The sequence below is a fragment of the Ereboglobus luteus genome (assembly GCF_003096195.1).
In the GTDB taxonomy this organism is placed as follows: domain Bacteria; phylum Verrucomicrobiota; class Verrucomicrobiia; order Opitutales; family Opitutaceae; genus Ereboglobus; species Ereboglobus luteus.
Window position 1 is genome coordinate 1344834 of record NZ_CP023004.1, and the last position, 20130, is coordinate 1364963.

At 58.3% G+C, this 20130-nt stretch carries 13 protein-coding genes; 9 read left to right on the forward strand and 4 right to left on the reverse strand.

What is annotated here, in order from left to right; translation table 11 throughout:
- Nucleotides 1-39: 39 nt before the first annotated feature.
- Entirely contained in the window at nt 40-1128 is a 1089-nt protein-coding gene (locus CKA38_RS04865) for a hypothetical protein (protein ID WP_108824486.1), read from the forward strand.
- 326 nt (nt 1129-1454) lie between these two features.
- Here CKA38_RS04865 and CKA38_RS04870 read toward each other — a convergent pair whose 3' ends face one another.
- On the reverse strand, nt 1455-1793 hold the full coding sequence (locus CKA38_RS04870; RefSeq protein ID WP_202863964.1) for an ArsR/SmtB family transcription factor: 339 nt from the start codon (nt 1791-1793) through the stop codon (nt 1455-1457).
- 67 nt (nt 1794-1860) lie between these two features.
- On the opposite strand from CKA38_RS04870, the gene CKA38_RS04875 reads away from it, so the two are divergent.
- The 5 genes from CKA38_RS04875 to rfaD all read left to right on the forward strand — a co-directional run bounded on the left by CKA38_RS04875 (nt 1861) and on the right by rfaD (nt 13671).
- A complete protein-coding gene (locus CKA38_RS04875; protein ID WP_108824487.1) occupies nt 1861-4353 on the forward strand; it encodes an FAD-dependent oxidoreductase in 2493 nt (830 codons plus the stop codon).
- 245 nt (nt 4354-4598) lie between these two features.
- Nucleotides 4599-5561, forward strand: a complete 963-nt coding sequence (locus CKA38_RS04880; protein ID WP_108826422.1) for a DUF4886 domain-containing protein — start codon at nt 4599-4601, stop codon at nt 5559-5561.
- Between the two features lie 686 nt (nt 5562-6247).
- Complete coding sequence (gene purL / locus CKA38_RS04885; RefSeq protein ID WP_108824488.1) at nt 6248-10249, forward strand: phosphoribosylformylglycinamidine synthase; 4002 nt, start codon at nt 6248-6250, stop codon at nt 10247-10249.
- A 154-nt stretch (nt 10250-10403) separates the two neighbouring features.
- Nucleotides 10404-12485 (forward strand): carbon starvation CstA family protein, encoded by a 2082-nt coding sequence (locus CKA38_RS04890; protein WP_108826423.1) that lies wholly within the window; start codon nt 10404-10406, stop codon nt 12483-12485.
- Between the two features lie 187 nt (nt 12486-12672).
- Complete coding sequence (rfaD, locus tag CKA38_RS04895) at nt 12673-13671, forward strand: ADP-glyceromanno-heptose 6-epimerase (RefSeq protein ID WP_108824489.1); 999 nt, start codon at nt 12673-12675, stop codon at nt 13669-13671.
- Nucleotides 13672-13870: 199 nt separating this feature from the next.
- On the opposite strand, the gene CKA38_RS04900 is transcribed toward rfaD, so the two are convergent.
- Both CKA38_RS04900 and CKA38_RS04905 read right to left on the reverse strand, forming a co-directional pair.
- Nucleotides 13871-14293, reverse strand: a complete 423-nt coding sequence (locus CKA38_RS04900; protein WP_108824490.1) for a hypothetical protein — start codon at nt 14291-14293, stop codon at nt 13871-13873.
- Nucleotides 14294-14602: 309 nt separating this feature from the next.
- A complete protein-coding gene (locus tag CKA38_RS04905; protein WP_161554732.1) occupies nt 14603-14941 on the reverse strand; it encodes an RDD family protein in 339 nt (112 codons plus the stop codon).
- Between the two features lie 289 nt (nt 14942-15230).
- On the opposite strand from CKA38_RS04905, the gene CKA38_RS04910 reads away from it, so the two are divergent.
- On the forward strand, nt 15231-16751 hold the full coding sequence (locus CKA38_RS04910) for an alpha-N-arabinofuranosidase (RefSeq protein WP_202863986.1): 1521 nt from the start codon (nt 15231-15233) through the stop codon (nt 16749-16751).
- Between the two features lie 498 nt (nt 16752-17249).
- Here CKA38_RS04910 and CKA38_RS04915 read toward each other — a convergent pair whose 3' ends face one another.
- A complete protein-coding gene (locus CKA38_RS04915; RefSeq protein ID WP_108826424.1) occupies nt 17250-19103 on the reverse strand; it encodes a DNA topoisomerase IV subunit B in 1854 nt (617 codons plus the stop codon).
- A gap of 239 nt (nt 19104-19342) precedes the next feature.
- Between CKA38_RS04915 and CKA38_RS04920 the strand changes: the two genes are divergently transcribed.
- Nucleotides 19343-19714 carry a UPF0758 domain-containing protein gene (locus CKA38_RS04920; RefSeq protein WP_152032682.1) on the forward strand — a complete coding sequence of 124 codons (372 nt, stop codon included), beginning with the start codon at nt 19343-19345 and terminating at the stop codon, nt 19712-19714.
- Complete coding sequence (locus tag CKA38_RS04925; protein ID WP_108824494.1) at nt 19711-20070, forward strand: JAB domain-containing protein; 360 nt, start codon at nt 19711-19713, stop codon at nt 20068-20070. Before CKA38_RS04920 ends, CKA38_RS04925 begins: the two co-directional genes overlap by 4 nt.
- Nucleotides 20071-20130 lie beyond the last annotated feature (60 nt).

The following is a 20130-nucleotide window of genomic DNA, read 5'->3' on the forward strand; positions in this document are numbered from 1 at the left end:
AGCCCGCGTGCCCCAGATCCATCTTAAACATTTAACTCTATGAGTGAAGACATTACTGAAAAACCAGCGTCCAAAGTTAGGGTAGAAAAAAAAAGCTCCAAGCCCGCGAAAAAGAGAATTCAGAAGGAATCTTCCGGCAACGCCGCCTATCCACGCCATAGTCTTGCTAAAGTTTTGCGCGTTCCTGAGGCTATGCTTGCTCAAAATGCGGGCAAGAACTGCACCGAGAAGGAAGCAGCTAAATTTGTCGGCGTTGGTTACGGAGGTCCATTCCGACTTGAGATTAGTTCCTGCTTGAAATTTGGCCTACTCGACAGGCCTTCATCGGGCACTCTCGCGATTACCGATTTGGCTCGGCGTGCTCTGCGGCCACAAAACCCCAGCGACGATATAAAAGCTTTACAGGAGGCTGTTTTGAAAGCACCTCAAATATCGGAGGTATACGAGCATTATCGAGGTGAAAATCTCCCAGATAAAAAATTCTTTGAAAACGCGCTTATAGACAAGTTCAAAGTCCCTCTCGATAAAATAGCCGATTTTATCAACATTTTTGAACAATCTCTTGAAAAAGCGAAGCTTATTCAGAAGATTGATGATCGAACTAGGGTAATTGACGTCACCGAATCTATTCCAGGACAGCAAGAAGAGGTGCGTCTCAAAAAAATCGGGAAAGATGTCAAAGTCGCATCCGATGACTCTTGCTTTGTGATGATGCCATTTGCTGATCCAATCGGTTCATATTACGAGAAAATCTACGAACCGGCTATACTCAAGGCAGGATTAAATCCTGTTCGCGCAGATAATGAAATTTTTGGCACTGGGAAGATTATGGATCAAATTTGGAGTGGCATTTATGCCGCCCGCATATTGGTGGCTGAATTGACAAGCAGAAATCCCAACGTTTTCTATGAGCTTGGACTCGCTCACGCACTACGCAAACCCGTTGTTCTTGTATCGGCAACTGAGGCTGATGTGCCTTTTGACCTCAAACACATTCGTGTAATCTATTATGAAATGACCGATCCATTTTGGGGACAAAAATTAATGGATAAAGTGTCGGAAAACATTCTTTCCGCTCTCAAAAATCCAGAGGAGGCAATTCTTCCTAGGGTTCTTGAGAATAAATAACGCTAACAAGATGCGTTCGCTCCCTTTTTTGTCGCCGGAATAAGGAGTCCATTCAAATTAGATTCTCACTTTACAGGGACAATTAAGCCGTGTCCATAATATCGAAGTAGACTCAGGTTGAAGTTCGGTGATTTCTCCCCGTTGCCGAAACGCGACTGGTGCCGCGCAAGAGGACAATCAAGGCGCAGTTGACTTCCGCGCTGAAATTCAGACATGGGCAGGATGCCCATGCTACTCAATCCCACGGGCGAGTCGCCCGTGCCACCCAAACCTGCGGGCAGGATGCCCGCGCTCCCAGGCACAAGCGCGTTCCGGCCCGCCGCGGCTCATCCGTTGAGCGCGCGGGCTTCCTCGGCAAGGTCGCGCTCCATTTTGGCGCAGACGAGGCCGCATAGCTGGTCCACCACTGAATCTGCCAGCTCGTAATTCACAAATACCCCGGCGCGCGATTTTTTGACCAGGCGCGCCCCGTGCAACACCGTCAGGTGCTTCGACACGTTCGCCTGGCTCAGGCCCGTCGCCTCGACGAGCTCGCCCACCGACAGGGATCCCTCCTGCAACGCCTGCAGGAGCCGCAGCCGGGACGGCTCGGACAGGGTCGCAAACAACATCGACGCCCTCTGGAGCTGGGGCTCGGAGAGTTTCTTATTTGACTTTTTTTTCACGGACATGGCTCTTGACGTATTACTGATTAGTTATATGGTTATAAGTGAAATTGTTTTTTAATCAACCATGAACTCCAGTCAAACACAACCATCATCACGTCTCCGCGTTCTCATCGTCGGCGGTGTCGCGGCGGGCGCTTCCGCGGCGGCCCGCGCGCGCCGTCTTTCCGAGGGCGCGCACATTACCATCATCGAGCGCGGTCCCGATGTTTCCTTTGCCAATTGCGGCCTGCCATATCACATCGGCGGCGAAATCGCCGATCGCTCGCGGCTCGCCCTTCACACGCCCGAAAGTCTCGCGGAGCTTCTTAATGTGGAGGTGCGCACTAGGACGGAGGCCGTCGCCATCGACGCCCGGGGCAGGACGCTTGCCTTGCGCAATCTCGATACGGGCGCGGAGGAGACGCTTTCCTATGACAAGCTGGTGCTGGCGCCCGGCGCCGCCCCGTTGCGTCCGCCGCTGCCCGGCATAGATAATCCGGCAATCCATACGCTGCGTTCCTTGCAGGACATGGACCGCATCAAGGCGGCGGCGGCCTCCGCCCGGTCGGTCCTGATTGTGGGGGGCGGTTTTATCGGACTGGAAATGGTGGAGCAGTTGCGTCACCTCGAAAAACAGGTGACGCTCGTCGAGACCAACGATCAGGTGCTCCCCCAGGTCGATGCCGAAATCGCCGGGCCGATCGCCTCCACGCTTCGCACGCATGATGTCGAGCTGGTTCTTGGCGATGCCGCCGAGTCGTTTGCTCCGGGTAAATCACCGGCGGGCGACGCGGTTGTCACGCGGCTGAAATCGGGCCGGGAAATCACGGCGGACATGGTGATCCTTTCCATCGGGGTGAAACCCGAAAACGCCCTTGCCTCCGCGGCCGGTCTCGAGCTCGGGGCGCGCGGGGCGATAAAGGTCAACCAGTGGATGCAAACCAGCGATCCGGACATCTATGCGGCAGGCGACGTGGTCGAGGGCGCAGATCGCATTTTTGGCGGGGCGATGCACCTCGCGCTCGGCGGGCCCGCGAATCGCCAGGGGCGAGTCATTGCCGACCATATTTTCCTCGGGCCTGAGAAGGCGCATCCTTATCCCGGGCACATCGGAACCGCCATTGTGCGCGTTTTTGACATGGCCGCCGGGGTCACTGGTTGGACGGAAAAACGTCTGCGCCAAGCGGGCACGGCCTTTGAGTCCACGATTGTCACGGATCATCAACACGCCGGCTACTATCCCGGCGCCACGCCGCTCACGATCAAGCTCCTCTGGTCGCCAGCGGACGGGCGGCTTCTCGGCGCGCAGGCATTCGGCGCGGATGGCGTGGACAAACGCCTTGATGTTCTCGCCACGGCCCTGGCCGGGCGCATGTCCATCGACGAGCTCGCCCAGCTGGAGCTGGCCTACGCGCCGCCCTTTGGCAGCGCCCGCGATGTTGTGAACACGGCCGCGTTCACCGCGCAAAACCAGCGTGACGGCCTTGTTAAAATTGTCCCGAAAATCACCGCCGACCGGCATTTGATCGACGTGCGGCCGCAAGCCGTCGCATCAATCGATCCGCTGCCCGACTCGACCAACATCCCTTTTTCGGACCTGCGCTCCCGGCTCGGCGAATTGGATGCGGGGAAAAAATACGCCGTCACTTGCAGCTTGGGAAAAACCAGCTACTTCGCCGCACGAATCCTCATGCAGCACGGTTTTGACGTGGTCAGCGTGGCCGGCGGCCTGAAGATGTCCCGGCCCGTCGAATCCGAAAAAACGCAGCCGCAACCCGCAACCGCAGCGCCGGTTTCGAAGGACGGGTCGCTTCCCGAGGATGCGCGGATTGTCGAATCGCTTGATTGCACGGGCATGAGTTGTCCCGGACCGTTGCTGCAACTCAAGTCCCGGATGGAAACGCTCGCCTCCGGCGCGGAGTTGCATGTGACGGCTTCCGATCCGGGATTCGCGCACGATGTCCGCGCGTTTTGCCGTTCCGCCAATCACGAGCTGCTCGGGGTGAGCAGCGGGAAGGGCATCATTTCCGCGCGCATTCGCAAAACCGCCGGCGCCTCCATTTCCGCGCCCGCGACATCCTCGCCACAAGCGACCGCGCGCCGCAAGGGAGCCACGGTCGTTGTGTTTTCCGGGGAAATGGACAAGGTCATGGCCTCGCTGGTCATCGCAAACGGCGCCGCGGCGCTCGGCGGCAAAGTCACGATGTTTTTCACCTTTTGGGGACTGAACGCATTGCGTCGCGAACGCCCCGTGCAAGTCCCGGGGAAAAAGTCGCTGCTCGACCGGATGTTTTCATGGATGCTGCCGAGGGGCCTGTCGCGACTGCCCCTGTCCAAAATGAACTTCGGCGGCGCGGGCCGGGCCATGATGAAACACCAGATGGCCACCAAAAACCTGCCAAATCTCGCCGGTTTGCTGGGCTCGGCCAAAATGTCGGGCGTGCGATTTGTGGCCTGCACCATGTCGATGGAGGCGATGGGAATACAACCCGAGGAGTTGATTGACGGAGTCGAGTTTGGCGGAGTCGCCGACTATCTCGATTCCGCCGAACTCTCCGGCACAAACCTCTTCGCGTAAAAGCACCGTAGGGGCGCACTTGGCGTGCGCCCTGATGCGCGCCCGCTTTGTGCACTAAAAAGATTGAGGTGCCCTGAAAAAACAAACAACAGTCCAAGGTGAAAATCGGCACCCATAGCCTCCAAAATACCATTCCCGTGAAACGTTTCATAAACCCTGTCCATCGAGCCTCATTATTTGTCTTTGCGTTTTTTGTTGCTGGAATTTGTTGTCCCGCACAAACGCGCTCGTCCGCCCGTGCCGCCATGCCGCGCGATGCCGCCAAAGTGCTCACCATCGGAAACAGCTTTGCGAACGACGCCACCTCGTTTCTGCCGCAAATCGTGGAATCCACAGGACGGCAGCTCGTGCTCTTTCGCGCCAACCTAGGCGGTTGTTCGCTTGAGCGCCATGCGCGCCATCTCAAGGCCGCGCTTGCCAATCCCGACGCTCCCGAGGGCAGCCCGTATACCAACAACGCCAAGGTGCTCGGCATTGCCGGCAAGAAAAAAGTCAGCCTTCCCGAGGCGCTTGCCGCCGTGGAATGGGATTTTGTCACGATCCAAGAGTGGAGCCAGCGGAGCTTCAAGCCGGAGTATCAGGAGCCCCACGCGAAGCAGCTCATCGACGCGATTCGCAAGTATGCGCCAAAGGCCGAAATCGTCATTCACCAGACTTGGGCATACCGGGAAGACCACCCCTGGTATCAGAAGGGCGACGGCCTCACCCAGCGGAAAATGTATGACGGCCTGCGCGCCGCCTACAAGGAGCTCTCCGCGCGCTACGGACTGCGCATACTGCCATCCGGCGATGCGATGCAGGCCGCGCGCGCCACGCCGCGCTGGACCTACGAACCCGACAAGAATTTCGACTTCAAAAATCCGCCGGAGGGAAAATTGCCCGAGCAAAAAGGCAGCCTCAACATCGGCTGGCGCTGGCGCGTCAAGAATGGCAAACAAGAGTTCGGCTTGGATGCGATTCACGCCAATACCGCCGGAAAATATCTCACGGGCTGCGTTTTCTTCGAGGGCTTTTTTGGCGTGGATTGCTCGCAAGTGAAGTTTGTGCCCGAGGATTTGCCGGCGGATGCCGCCGAGGATTTGCGCCGCATCGCGCACTCCGTTTCGCTTGGGAAAAAGACGCAGGATTGCCGCCCCTCCAACGACGGAAAGCGCATGCCGCCAAGTTCGAATAAAAATCTGAAAATAGAGACGCCGGCGAAGCGCTAGTTTCGCCGGACACTGCGGGGTTTTATTTTACATAAACATTATTCTGAAAAACATTTCGGAGCCGCAGATGAACCCAGCGCGGCACAGCCGCAGCCGAAGGGAATGGCCGCAAAGAGACGCCCTACGAGTCTGCGAGTGGCCTGACAAGGGACCGGAAATTTTTAGCCACAAAAAGGCACAAAAATAATCCCCACCCTGGTTGAAATTTTACGCGCGCCTATAGGCGCCTCGAAGCGTTGAATAGCCGGACAGAAACTTTGTGCCTTTTTGTGGCTAAATGGATTGTGGTTTGAATGCCTTTTCTCATAGGAGAATCATGCGTTTCAGCGGTGATTCTTTGGGGATTGTTTGCAGATAAACAAATGCACACGGCAAATTAATGACGCGCGCCGCCTTTGCCCAAGCCTTCTGCCTTATCTTGTTTGTATCTGCGTTTATCTGTGTCCATCTGTGGTTGGTTTTTTTCGGAATCACTGCGTTCGGAATTCATCACGATCAAACACTGTTCGGATTTTGAAAAATCCAACAAAACTCATCAGTCATTCTTTTAATGAAATGAAGAAATTGATGGTAAATTCTTCAACAGGTTGAGGAAAACGCCGATCGAATCTTGCGGCATCTATTTTTCCCTATCGACAAAGACCGGTCCTGCGTGTTTTAGGAATCCCTTCCCTTCTTTCCACACCATGCTCATCCATCACGGCTCCTCCGCTCTCTCTGAATTTCGCCTCGCCAAACTCCGGCAGGACCTAGCCGACGCCGGCGTGCCGGTCGCCCGCATCTCCGCGCAATTCATCCACATCGCCGAACTTGCCGACCCCGCCGCAAAATCCCTCTCCGCCGACGAGCAAGCCGTTTTCGAAAAAATCCTCACCTACGGACCCGCGGACTCCGGCAATTCCGCAACCCGCAATTCCCAATCCGCATTCTACATCGTCACACCGCGCCCCGGCACCATTTCGCCGTGGTCCTCCAAGGCCACAGGCATCGCGCACATTTGCGGACTCGCCGCCATCAAGCGCATCGAGCGCGTCATCGCCTACACCTTCGAATTCGCACCCGGCACGCCGGACACATTCCGCATTCCGCAATCCGCGTTCCGCATTTTCTCGGATCGCATGACGCAGGCCGTCTTTGAAAAACTCGGCGACCTCACCGCGCTTTTCTCGCATGAAGCCCCCCGTCCGCTCACGACCATTCCCGTCCTTGCGCAAGGCCGCGCCGCGCTCGTCGAGGCCAACCAAACCCTCGGCCTCGCGCTCGCCGAGGACGAAATCGACTACCTCGTAAACGCCTTCACCGGCCTCAAGCGCGACCCCAACGACATCGAGCTCATGATGTTTGCGCAGGCCAACTCCGAGCACTGCCGCCACAAAATCTTCAACGCCACCTGGGACATCGACGGCCAGCCGCAAGACCGCTCGCTGTTCCAGATGATCAAGAACACCTACCAGCTCCACAGCGACGGCATCCTCTCCGCCTACAAGGACAACTCCGCGGTCATCGAGGGCACCCGCGCCGCCCGTTTCTTCCGCGACCCCGCCACCGGCGAATACATCACGCGCGAGGAGGACATCCACATCATGTGCAAGGCCGAGACGCACAACCATCCCACGGCCATCTCGCCGTTCCCCGGCGCGTCGACCGCCGCCGGCGGCGAAATCCGTGACGAAGGCGCCACGGGCCGCGGCGCCCGCCCCAAGGCCGGACTCACCGGCATCAGCGTATCCAATCTTCAAATACCCGGCGCGCTCCAGCCCTGGGAAAAGGACAACGGCAAACCCGGCCGCATCGTCAGCGCGCTCGACGTCACAATCGACGGCCCGCTCGGCGCCGCCGCCTTCAACAACGAATTCGGCCGCCCAAGCATCAACGGCTACTTCCGCACATTCGAGCAAGCCGTCCCCGCCGCCAAACCCTCCTCTCCTGACTCCTCTCTCCTGACTCCTGACTCCTCCACCGCAGCGGAGCTGCGCGGCTATCACAAACCCATCATGCTCGGCGGCGGCCTCGGCAACATCCGTCCGGCGCACATCAAGAAAGGCGTGATCAACCCCGGCGACCACATCGTCGTCATCGGCGGCCCCGCAATGCTCATCGGTCTCGGCGGCGGCGCGGCCAGCTCGATGGCCGGCGGAAGCGGCAGCGATGATCTCGATTTCGCCAGCGTCCAGCGCGACAACGCCGAAATGCAATGCCGCTGCCAGGAAGTCATCGACCACTGCTGGGCACTCGGCGACGATAACCCGATCGCCTTCATCCACGACGTCGGCGCGGGCGGCGTGAGCAACGCCATCCCCGAGCTCGTCAACGACGGCGGACGCGGCGGACGCGTCAACCTGCGCGCCCTCCCCAACGACGAGCCGGGCATGTCGCCCCTCGAAATCTGGTGCAACGAATCGCAGGAACGCTACGTGCTCGCCATCCCCGCCTCGCGCATCGAAACCTTCAAGGCCCTCTGCGCCCGCGAACGCTGCCCCTACGCCATCGTCGGCGCCGTCACCGAGGAAAAACAACTCGTCATCGAGGATCCGTATTTCAAAAACACACCCATCGACCTGCCCCTCGAAGTCCTCCTCGGCAAACCCCCGCGCATGCACCGCAGCGAAAAAACGCTCATCCGCCCGCAGCGCCCGCTCGACCTCGGCGGCACCACGCTCGCCGAAGCCGCGCGCCGCATCCTCGCGCACCCCGCCGTCGCCGACAAAACCTTCCTCATCACCATCGGCGACCGCAGCGTCACCGGCCTCATCTCGCGCGACCAGTTGGTCGGCCCCTGGCAGGTGCCCGTCGCCGATTGCGGCGTGACCGCCACCGCATTCGACACCTTCGCCGGCGAAGCCATGGCCATGGGCGAGCGCACACCCGTCGCCGTCAACAACGCCCCCGCCTCCGCGCGCCTCGCCGTCGGCGAAGCGCTCACCAACCTCGCCGCCGCCAGCATCCCCGACCTCGGCCGCGTCAACCTCTCCGCAAACTGGATGGCCGCGCCCGCGCATTCCGGCGACGCCGCCGACCTCTACGCCGCCGTGCGCGCCGTCGGCATGGAACTCTGCCCCGCGCTCGGCATCACCATCCCCGTCGGCAAGGACTCCCTGAGCATGGCCACCGCGTGGACGGAAAAAGACGCCGCCACCGGCAAGGAAACACGCAAGAGCGTCATCTCCCCCATCTCGCTCATCGTCTCCGCCTTCGCGCCCGTTGCCGACATCCGCAAAACGCTCACTCCGCAACTCATCACCGACACCGAGGCCGGCGGCGAAACCGTGCTGCTCCTCATCGACCTCGGTCGCGGCAAAAACCGACTCGGCGGCAGCATCCTCGCGCAAACCCTCTCGCAAATGGGCGAGGCCACGCCCGACGTGGACAACCCCGCCGACCTGAAAAACTTCTGGAACGCGATCCAGCAACTCAACGCACAGGACAAAATCCTCGCCTACCACGACCGCAGCGACGGCGGCCTCTTCGCCACCGTCACCGAAATGGCCTTCGCCGGAAACACCGGCGCGGACATAGCGATCCCCGGCGGCGCGACGACGCAACCCGACCTGTTCGCGCAATATTTCTCCGAGGAACTCGGCGCCGTCCTGCAAATCCGCGCCGCCGATTTTGAGGATATTCACGCCATCCTTCTCGAGCACGGCCTCGAAGACTGCGCCCGCACAATCGGACGGCTCAACAACGACAAAACGCTCCGCATCCTCGACGATGTTGGCGGCAAGGAAATCTACGCGGAAAAAATCCACGCCCTCCGCGCCATCTGGAGCGACACCACCCGCCAGATCTCCGCCCTCCGCGACAACCCCGCCTGCGCCGAGTCGGAATACCAACTCAAACTCGACCCCGCCAACCCCGGCATCACACCGAAAGTCACATTTGAATACACGACCGTCCGCGCCACCAAAACCAAACCCCGCATCGCCATCCTCCGCGAGCAAGGTGTGAACGGCCATGTCGAAACCGCCGCCGCCTTCACCCGCGCGGGCTTTTCGGCAATCGACGTCCACATGACCGACATCCTCAGCGGACGCGTCAGCCTGCGCGATTTCCGCGGCCTCGCGGCATGCGGCGGCTTCAGCTTTGGCGACGTGCTCGGCGCCGGCGAAGGCTGGGCCAAGAGCATCCTCTTCAACGCCCGCGCCCGCGATGAGTTCTCCGCCTTCTTCGCGCGCCCCGACACCTTTGCCTTTGGCGTGTGCAACGGCTGCCAGATGATGAGCAACCTCCACAGCATCATCCCCGGCGCGGAAAACTGGCCGCGTTTTGTGAAAAACAAATCCGAAAGCTACGAAGCGCGCCTCGTGTCCCTCCTCATTGAAAAATCCCCGAGCATCCTGCTCGCCGGCATGGAAGGCTCGGTCCTCCCGGTCGCCGTTTCGCACGGCGAAGGCTACGCCGAGTTCCCGAGCGCGGCCGCGGCCGACGCGTTCAGCGCAAGCGGCCTCGTCGCCGCGCGCTATGTGGACAACCACCACCGCGCGACGGAGCAATACCCGCTCAACCCGAACGGCAGCCCGCACGGCATCAACGCGCTCACGACGCGCGACGGCCGCGTCACCATCCTCATGCCGCACCCCGAGCGCGTGCACCGCACCGTGCAAATGAGCTGGCACCCGAAATCCTGGCTCAAGCACGACGACTCCCCCTGGATGCGCCTCTTCCGCAACGCCCGCGCCTGGGTGGATTGATTCGTGATCGCCCGGCTTAAATCGACCTGAACCGATTCAGGTCGATTTGGGCCGAACCGCGACGTGACACGTCTCGCCCGCAAATGCTTCGGTGCGAGACATTATTGTTGACCATCCGGTTTCGATGGCGGTTGTTTTTGCGCTGTTTTTCCCCATGAACAATACACCCGAGCAATCGAAGACAAAGACTGGTCGTCCCCGTTTATCACCGCTGGCAATCCTGGCATGGGCCGTTGTGGCCGTGCTGCTGGGAATCTCGGCAAGCATCATCGCGCTGGCGCGCGGCGAACCGATCAACGCCATTTGGATTGTGATCGCGTCGGTGTGCGTGTTCGCGCTGGCATATCGTTTTCACTCGTCGTGGCTGATGGCAAAGGTGCTGACCCTTGACGACATGCGCGCCACTCCCGCGGTCGCAAAGAGCGACGGGCACGATTTTGTGCGCACGCACAAGTGGGTGGTGTTCGGTCACCACTTCGCGGCGATTGCCGGGCCCGGGCCGCTGGTGGGACCGGTGCTCGCGGCGCAATTCGGTTATTTGCCGGGACTGTTGTGGATATTGGTCGGCGCGACGCTCGGCGGCGCGGTGCACGATTCGCTTATTTTATTTTGCTCGATTCGGCGCGGCGGAAAATCGCTCGGACAAATGGTGCGCGACGAGGTCGGCACGTTCGCGGGCGTGGTGGCGTTGATCAGCACGGTGGCGATTTTGATCATAATCATCGCGGTGCTTTCGCTCGTCGTGGTGAAGGCGCTCGCGGAAAGTCCGTGGGGCTTGTTCACGATTCTGGCGACGATTCCGATCGCGATGGTCATGGGCGTGGGACTGAAATCCGGCAAGGTGCACGTGGGCGCGGTGAGCGTGTTCGGCGTGGTGATGCTGATCCTGTCGGTGTTTGCCGGAAAATGGATTCAAGGCACGGCGCTCGAAGGCTGGCTGACGCTTGGCGGCGTGCCGCTGGCGTGGGGAATCATGGGCTACGGTTTGCTGGCGAGCGTGCTGCCGGTGTGGCTGCTGCTGGCGCCGCGCGATTACCTGAGCACGTTCATGAAAATCGGCGCGGTGGCGATGCTGGGCGTGGCAATTGTGTTTCTCGCGCCAACGCTGCACATGCCCGCGCTGACCAAGTTCACCGACGGCACGGGGCCGGTGTTCGCGGGCAAGGTGTTTCCGTTTTGTTTTATCACGATCGCGTGCGCGGCGATCTCGGGTTTTCACGCGCTGATATCGTCGGGCACGACGCCCAAGCTGCTCGCGCGCGAAAGGGACATCCGCGTGGTGGGCTACGGCGCGATGATCACCGAAATGCTCGTCGGCGTGATGGCGCTGGTCGCGGCATGCGCGATGCAACCGGGCGAATATTTTTCCATTAACATGACCGGCACCGCCGCCGAGGTGACGTCCAAGGTGACCGAGCTCGGCTTCCCCGTGAGCGAGGAGCAGATGGCGAAACTCGCGTCGGATGTCGGCGAAAAAACAATGATCGGACGCGCGGGCGGCGCGCCGACGTTTGCCGTGGGCATGGCGCGGATTTTCTCGAACGTGTTCAAGGATCCCACGGCGATGTCGCTGTGGTATCACTTCGCGATCATGTTCGAGGCGCTGTTTATATTGACGACGATCGACGCGGGCACGCGTGTGGGGCGGTTTCTTGTGCAGGATCTGCTCGGCTCGGTGTGGAAGCCGCTCGGCAACACAAAATCCTCCGCGGCGAACTGGGCCGCGAGCGTGTTGTTCGTGGCGGCTTGGGGATGGTTTTTGTATCAGGGCGTGGTCGATCCGCACGGCGGCATCAACTCGCTCTGGCCGATCTTCGGCGTGGCCAACCAGTTGCTCGCCGTGATCTCGCTTTCGCTTGGCGCGACGGTGCTCATCAAGATGGGGCGCGCGCGTTACGTGTGGGTGGCGTTCCTGCCGCTGGCGTGGTTGTTGTCGGTGACGATGACGGCGGGCTGGCAAAAGATTTTCGCCGCCGATCCGCGCCTGGGCTTCTTGAGCGCGGCGCGCGGGTTGAATGAAAAAATCGCCGCGGGCATCGGTTCGCCCGAGCAAGTCGCGATTTGGAAGCATCTCATTTTTAACAACTACGTGAACACGGGCGTGACGGCGATTTTCATGGTGCTCGTGCTGCTCATCGTCGGCGCCAGCGCGCGCTGCTGGTGGCTCATGCTGGTGAAAGGGCAAAAGCTGCCGCTGCATGAGGACTCGCGAGTCGAAGTGGCGGCGGAAGGCTGAGGCGCTTTCGCCGGAGTGTTTGTTTGCGCATGAGACGCTGATTGCGAAAGAGCATCTCATGCCAAAAGCGAATTGGGCTGGGCGGGCGCTTTGATCACCGGCTTGAAATTCGGCGGGGCAAAGTCTCCGTGCGTGTTTTTCAAAAAAAACGTGCAGCCGGTGCGGCAACCGCTATGTTGCCGGCATCATGGCAAATAGCAACGGACGCATTCTTGTCACCGGCGGCGCCGGATTCATCGGCAGCGCGCTCATCTGGGCGCTCAACAAACGCGGCTTCACCGACATCATCGTCACCGATATTCTCGGGCAGGAGGAGAAGTGGCGGAATCTCGTTCCGTTGAAATTCAGCGACTACATTGAGGCGGATGCATTCAGAAAAAAGATACACGAGACGCCCGCCGTGCTTGGAAAATTCGCCACCGTGTTTCACCTCGGCGCATGCTCGGCCACGACCGAGAAAAACGCCTCCTACCTCGTGGACAACAATTACGAGACGACCAAGGAGCTCGCCGGCTGGGCGCTGGCGCAGCAGGCGCGTTTCATCTACGCGTCGTCCGCGGCCACCTACGGCGACGGCGCGCAGGGCATGGATGACAAAAATGACAACATTTCCGAACTGCGCCCGCTCAACATGTATGGTTATTCGAAACACATGTTCGATCTCTACGCGCAACGGCACGGTCTGCTCGATCGCATCGTGGGCGTGAAGTATTTTAACGTTTTCGGCCCCAACGAAGACCATAAGGGCGAGATGCGCAGCCTCGTGAACAAGGCCTACCAGCAAATCCTCTCGACCGGCCGGGTGCAGCTCTTCAAGAGCCACAAACCCGAATACAAGGACGGCGAGCAGATGCGCGATTTCCTCTATGTGAAAGACGCCGTCGAAATGACGATTCACTTCGCCGAGACTGCGACCACCGGCGGCGGTCTTTACAACCTCGGTTCCGGCGAGGCAAACACATGGCTCACGCTTACGAACGCGATTTTCTCCGCGCTCGGAAAGGATCCAAAGATTGACTTTATCGACATGCCGGAAGTCCTGCGCGGCAAATACCAGTATTACACCTGCGCCGACATTTCGAAACTGCGCGCCAGCGGTTATGAAAAACCGCTCACACCGCTTTCAGAGAGCGTGCGCGACTACGTGCAAAACTATCTGGTAACCGGCAAAAAGCTGGGAGAATAAGAATCCTCGGGGCAAGCAGCGGAGCATTGGGGGACGGGCGTCCTGTCTGTGAATAATCGGAGTCCGTTCGTTTTTTAAACCGGACGACACAGAGGTCGTCCCTCCATCACGAAACATGCTTCGAGGTATTGAACTTGTTTTGAATAAAAAAAGGGGCGTCGTTTGCGACGCCCCTGCTTTTGCGCATGAAACTTACGCCTTAGATAAAGTGGAGGACGATATAGATGATACCGGTGATGATCGCCGCGATGCCGAGCTTGCCTTGGTAAGGAGCGACTTTTGCCAGCATTTCCTGACCTTTGGCCTGGGCCTCAGGGCTCTTGGAAATTGCGTGTTTGGCGACCAAGTTGTATCCCATGATAAAACCAAGACCGATTTCAACGATGGATATGGCAAGGAAAATAACCCACGTTATAATTCCCCAAGTGCCACCGCTAAGCAGACTTAGCGATCGAATTACGCGGTAAAGTGTCCAAATGCCCCAAATGAGGGCGACAACGCCGATCCAGCCCATATAGGGGGCGACTTTGTCAAAGAGTTCCTTGGCGTTTGGCTTTTTGGCCAACACGAGCGAAGGGATTGCCAGCAGACCAAGTATGATAATTACGATTCCGTATAGCATGATTATGTTGTAGTTGTAGTTTACGTTGAGGGTTGTGGAAAACGATTGATGACTTATTGAAACGCAAATGCAGTTTCATCTGCCGGATCACTCGCACTTCTGAGAAGAAGATGGTCAAAAATGTGTTAAACCATTTACACTAAGCCAACCCAAAATTCATGGAAACGGCGGCAATATTTCCACATCCGCCAGTGGCAAATGGAAGGGTTTTTAATAATTTTGGAGATGTTTGTCTCTCGGATATTGACCCAGCGGGCATAAAAAAACCGCCTGTTCCCAGGCGGTTTTGATTCAAAATGCTGTTGTGTGTTATTCGACTGACACGACCTTGGTCTTGGCCCACTCGTCACCGAGGCGCAGGCCGGTTTCCTTGTTCTTGATAAGAACGCAGTAGAGCTCAACCAAGCCGAAGAACGGGATGAGCAACACAACCTGACGGATGGCGCAAGGGCCCCATTGACCGGCCATCGACTGACCGTCTGCCGTAACACACTTGATTTTCATAAGTTTACGGCCCACGCTCTGGCCGCCGAGAAACGGAAGCGCGTCCTTCGTGAAAAAGTAAATCAGACCGACGATCGGTATGCAGATAATAACGCCATCGATAATGTAAGCTATGAGTCGGTTAACAAATGTTGCAGGTTTCATATAGTAGGTGTGGTGGATAAAGTCCGCATATAAATGCAACATGACCCTTTGATGGCAAGGATGTTTATTTGCGTTTAGTAACAATTGCCCGGCAACGCCGCATGCTAACAGTCCCTGAATCGCCTTAAAAAGGCATCACGCACGGAGCCCGCAAAATCAATTTTTACCGTCAACTGTGCGTCTGGTTGCGGATGCGCGCCGCCGCAGGGATAACCTTTGCGAAACGCTTGGCCCAAACTCCTCCTTTCCCATGAAAATACAAACCCGCATCGCACTCGCATGTTTGCTGATGGCATCCGCGCTCGCCGCCCAGACGCCTTCGCAAACCGCCACTGTCATCATTCGTGCCGACCAGCCCGGCCCGGTTATCAACCGCAACATCTACGGTCACTTCGCCGAACACTTGGGACGTTGCATTTACGAGGGCATTTGGGTCGGCGAGGATTCATCCATCCCAAACACGCGCGGTATTCGCAACGACGTCGCCGCCGCGCTGCGCGAACTCAACATCCCGGTGCTGCGCTGGCCGGGCGGATGTTTTGCCGACGAATATCACTGGAAGGACGGCATAGGCCCGCGCGAAAAACGCCCCGCGATGATCAACACGCACTGGGGCGGGGTTGTGGAAAACAACCACTTCGGCACGCACGAATTCATGGACCTGTGCGAGCAAATCGGCGCCGATCCCTATGTGTGCGGCAATGTCGGCAGCGGCACCGTGCAGGAAATGATGGAGTGGGTCGAATACATGACTTCCGACGCCGATTCACCAATGGCAAACCTCCGTCGCGCCAACGGCCGCGACAAACCGTGGCAACTCCCCTACTTCGGCGTGGGCAACGAAAGCTGGGGGTGCGGTGGCAACATGACGCCGGAGTTTTATGCCGACCAATACAAACGCTACAACACATTCGTCAAAAACTACCCCGGCAGTAAAATCTATCGCATCGCCTGCGGCGCGAACGGCGGCGATTTCAACTGGACGGAAGTGCTCATGAAAAACGCAAGCCGCCGCATGAACGGCCTCTCGCTGCACTACTACACGCTCCCCACCGGCAATTGGAAAACGAAAGGCTCCGCCACCGATTTCGACGAGGCCGGCTACATCGCCACGCTCGTTAACACGCTCAAAATGGACAGTCTCATAGCGAAGCACGCCGCGATCATGGACAAATATGATCCGCAAAAACGCATCGGCATGATCATCGACGAATGGGGCATCTGGACGGATGTCGAGCCGGGCACCGAGCCGGGTTTCCTTTACCAGCAAAACTCGATGCGCGATGCGATCATCGCCGCGCTCAACTTCAATATTTTCCACGCCTACGCGGATCGCGTTGCGATGACGAACATCGCTCAAACAATCAACGTGCTCCAGGCCATGATTCTCACGGACAAGGGAAAAATGGTCCTCACGCCGACCTACCACGTCTTCAATATGTATAAAGCGCACCAAGGAGCGACCTCGCTGCCCCTCGCGCTTTCGACTCCGAATTACGAGCACGGAGGCAAAACAATCCCCGCGGTCAGCGCCACCGCCTCGCGCACCAAAGACGGCCAAATCCACATCAGCCTCGTGAACACAAATCCGAGTGCCCCCGCAACCGTGCGCTGTGAAATCGCAGGCCTCGAAAAACAGCCAAAAGTCACATCGGGGCAATTGCTGACCGCGCCTGCCATCAATAGCGTGAACACCTTCGACTTGCCGCGAGTTGTGGAGCCGAAAACGTTTTCCGATGCGAAAATCGCAGACGGAACATTGACAATCACCCTGCCCGCAAAAGCCATCGTGACGCTGGTTTTGGAGTAAAGGCCGGTTTTACCAAGGACAGCTCAATGCCCCGCGACAACAGCTTTGTCGCGGGGTGTTTTTTGTAAAAATCATGTCGAATGCATTTTTTTACAAAAAAGGTATTGACGAAATGTGCACGAGGGCTTTTTTTCCTAATCAAGATTTTTCATTTCTCCCGCATAGCGGGAGTTTTGGGGTAACTAAGAAAGCAAATGGCCGGTCGCTTAGGGGTAGGCGACCGGCCAACTTTTTTTCAAGTTTTGTTTCCCTCGGGAAAAATCCCAAGCGCGCTTCGTGCTCAAAACCAAATGCGCGAAAGTCGTTTACTGGCACTTTATTGCGCTTATTTTTATCCCGCTTGTGAATGGGATTTTTTACCTCTTAGGTGTCGCCAATGGTAGGGCGAACCGTCCCGGTGAGCCGCAACATCCCCGGCCCATCGGGACGGTTCGCCCTACCAAAAGGCGTTTCATAAACCGAAACAGCTCTAAAGGCCAAAATGGCGCACAAACGCTATCACACCTCGATGAGGTCTTTTTCGGTGCGGAGGTTTTTGATGATGAACTCCTGGCGTTCGGGAGTGTTTTTGCCCATGAAAAAGCTCAAAAGCTGATCGCTGTTGTGAACGTGCTCGAGCGTGACTTTTTCGAGGCGGATGTCCTCGCCAATGAAATCCTTAAACTCACCGGCTGAGATTTCACCGAGACCTTTGAAGCGTGTGGTTTCGGCGGACTGGCCGAGTTTTTTCAGGGCGCTTTGTTTTTCGGCTTCGTTGTAACAGTAAATGGTTTCCTTTTTGTTGCGCACGCGGAAGAGCGGGGTTTCAAGGAAGAAGACGTGGCCGTTGGTGATCAACTCCGGGAAAAATTGGAGGAAAAAGCTGAGGATGAGCAGGCGGATGTGCATGCCGTCCACGTCGGCATCGGTCGCGACGATGATTTTGTTGTAGCGAAGGTTGTCGATGCCGTCCTCGACGTTGAGGGCGCTTTGGAGGAGGTGAAACTCCTCGTTTTCGTAGATAATCTTTTTGGTGAGGCCGTAGGTGTTGAGGGGTTTGCCGCGGAGGGCGAAGACGGCCTGCGTCTGCACGTTGCGGCAGGAGGTGAGGGAGCCGGCGGCGGAATCGCCCTCGACGATAAAGAGGGAGCTGTCCTCGGCGCGCTTGTCCTTGCTGTCGAGGTGCACGCGGCAGTCGCGGAGTTTTTTGTTGTGAAGGGAGGCTTTTTTGGCGCGTTCGCGGGCGATGTTGCGGATGCCGGCGAGTTCCTTGCGCTCGCGTTCGCTGTCCTCGATTTTGCGCTTGATGGCGTCGGCCGCCTCGGGGTTGCGGTGCAGGTAGTTGTCGAGGTGTTGCTGGAGAAAACTGGTGACAAAATTCCGGATCGTGGGGGCGTTTTTCTCGGGGGAGGTGGTGACCGAGCCGAGCTTAGTCTTGGTTTGCGACTCGAAGATGGGTTCCATCACGCGAACAGAAACGGCGGCGACGATGGACTGGCGGATGTCGGCGGCCTCGTAGTCCTTCTTGAAGAAGTTGCGGACAGTGGTGACGACGCCCTCCTTGAAGGCGGTGAGGTGCGTGCCGCCCATGGTGGTTTGCTGGCCGTTGACGAAGGAGTAATATTCCTCGCCGTAGTGGGCACCGTGGGTCATGGCGATTTCGATGTCCTCGCCTTCGAGGTGAATCATGGGGTAAAGCGGCTCGCCGGTGAGCTTTTTGGCAAGCAAGTCCTTGAGGCCGTTTTCGGAGCGGAAATTTTTACCGTTAAAACTGAGGGTGAGGCCACGGTTGAGGTAGGCGTAGTTCCAGAGCATTTCCTCTATGAACTCGGAGCGGAAGCGGAAGTCCTTGCCGAAAAGAGCCTCGTCGGGCGTGAACTCGACAAGCGTGCCGTTGCGTTCGCCGGGCGGGGTGTTGACGATCTTGCCGTCCTTTTTGAGTTTGCCCTGGTAGAATTCGACGAGGCGCGACTTGCCGTCGCGGATGGCCTGGGCGCGGTATTCGAGGGAGAGGGCGTTGACGGCTTTTTGGCCAACACCATTGAGGCCGATGGCCTTCTTGAAGGTTTCGGAGTCGTATTTCGCGCCGGTGTTGATGATGGAGACGCACTCGACGAGTTTGCCGAGGGGAATGCCGCGTCCGTAATCGCGCACGTAGATGGAGCGGTCGGCGAGGTGAATTTCGACGCGCTTGCCGAAGCCCATCGTGAATTCGTCGATGGCGTTGTCGATGGTTTCCTTGATGAGCACGTAGATGCCGTCGTCGGGATGGGAGCCGTTGCCGAGGCGCCCGATATACATGCCGGGGCGCAGGCGGATGTGCTCGAGGGCGGAGAGTGTCTTGATGGATTTTTCGTCGTAAGTGGCGGACATGTGCGAAAGAAGTAAAGTGTGAGTGGTGAAGTGTGAAAAATAGCGCGTTTGGCGTCGGGCGGGTTGCCGTCCGGACGGAAAAACGAAAACAAATAATCGTTCGGCTGAGAGCCCGCGGGGCAAGATGTTTTGCACAAATCCACCAGAATTGCCTTTGCGAACCGCGGCGGCGCGCCGCTTGTTTTCGGTTGCCACGACGCAGGTTGGGCGTGATTTGTTCTGCGAACCCCGTTTTACCCTTGGACAATGCAAAACCAGCCATGAATGCGCCGAGCCGTTTGAAGGAATTGGCAGCGACTGAGCGGCCGCAGGAGCGGTTGCAACGGCTGGGAGCGGGGGCGTTATGCGATGTGGAGTTGCTGGCGATGTTGTTGCGGAGCGGAACGCGCGGGCATGATGTGCCGACACTCGCCGGGGCGTTGTTGCGCGAGGCGGGATCGCTGGGAGCGTTGATTGGCTGGAAAGAAAACGATTTTCGGAAACTGAAGGGAATCGGGCGCGTGAAGGCGTTGCAGTTGCTGACGGTGATGGAAGTGGCGCGACGGGTGCTAGTGCAGCAGAACAGCACGGCTCCGGTGTTTAGCGGGGACAGGAAGTGGCGGCGTATATGAGGCCGTTTTGCGCGGGAGCGGAGGTGGAGAAGTTTTGGGTTTTGTGCCTGAACCGAAAAAACCGGCTGCTGAAACTGGTGGAGCTTTCATCGGGGACGGCGACGCAGGCGCTGGCGGGAACGCGCGAGATTTTTCGCGAGGCGCTGCGCGAGGGCGCGGTGGGGATTATTTGCGCGCACAACCATCCCAGTGGCGACCCGATGCCGAGCGCGCAGGACATCCAGACGACGCGGCGGATTCGCGAGGGGGCGAAGGTGGTCGGCATTGATTTAATCGACCACGTGATCGTGGGCGAGGCGGCAAACGACCCCGCCGGCGCGGGATGGTATTCGTTCAAGATGGCGGGGCTGCTGTGACTGCGTGAAAGCTCGTTGCAATCAATGCTGCAATTGGCGCCGGTCCGCGGCGCATCCCGC

Coding starts and splice junctions, on each gene's coding strand:
- CKA38_RS04865 (WP_108824486.1), top strand. CDS start 40: ATGAGTGAAGACATTACTGAAAAACCAGCGTCCAAAGTTAGGGTAGAA.
- CKA38_RS04875 (WP_108824487.1), top strand. CDS start 1,861: ATGAACTCCAGTCAAACACAACCATCATCACGTCTCCGCGTTCTCATC.
- CKA38_RS04880 (WP_108826422.1), top strand. CDS start 4,599: ATGCCGCGCGATGCCGCCAAAGTGCTCACCATCGGAAACAGCTTTGCG.
- purL (WP_108824488.1), top strand. CDS start 6,248: ATGCTCATCCATCACGGCTCCTCCGCTCTCTCTGAATTTCGCCTCGCC.
- CKA38_RS04890 (WP_108826423.1), top strand. CDS start 10,404: ATGAACAATACACCCGAGCAATCGAAGACAAAGACTGGTCGTCCCCGT.
- rfaD (WP_108824489.1), top strand. CDS start 12,673: ATGGCAAATAGCAACGGACGCATTCTTGTCACCGGCGGCGCCGGATTC.
- CKA38_RS04900 (WP_108824490.1), bottom strand. CDS start 14,293: ATGCTATACGGAATCGTAATTATCATACTTGGTCTGCTGGCAATCCCT.
- CKA38_RS04905 (WP_161554732.1), bottom strand. CDS start 14,941: ATGAAACCTGCAACATTTGTTAACCGACTCATAGCTTACATTATCGAT.
- CKA38_RS04910 (WP_202863986.1), top strand. CDS start 15,231: ATGGCATCCGCGCTCGCCGCCCAGACGCCTTCGCAAACCGCCACTGTC.
- CKA38_RS04915 (WP_108826424.1), bottom strand. CDS start 19,103: ATGTCCGCCACTTACGACGAAAAATCCATCAAGACACTCTCCGCCCTC.
- CKA38_RS04925 (WP_108824494.1), top strand. CDS start 19,711: ATGAGGCCGTTTTGCGCGGGAGCGGAGGTGGAGAAGTTTTGGGTTTTG.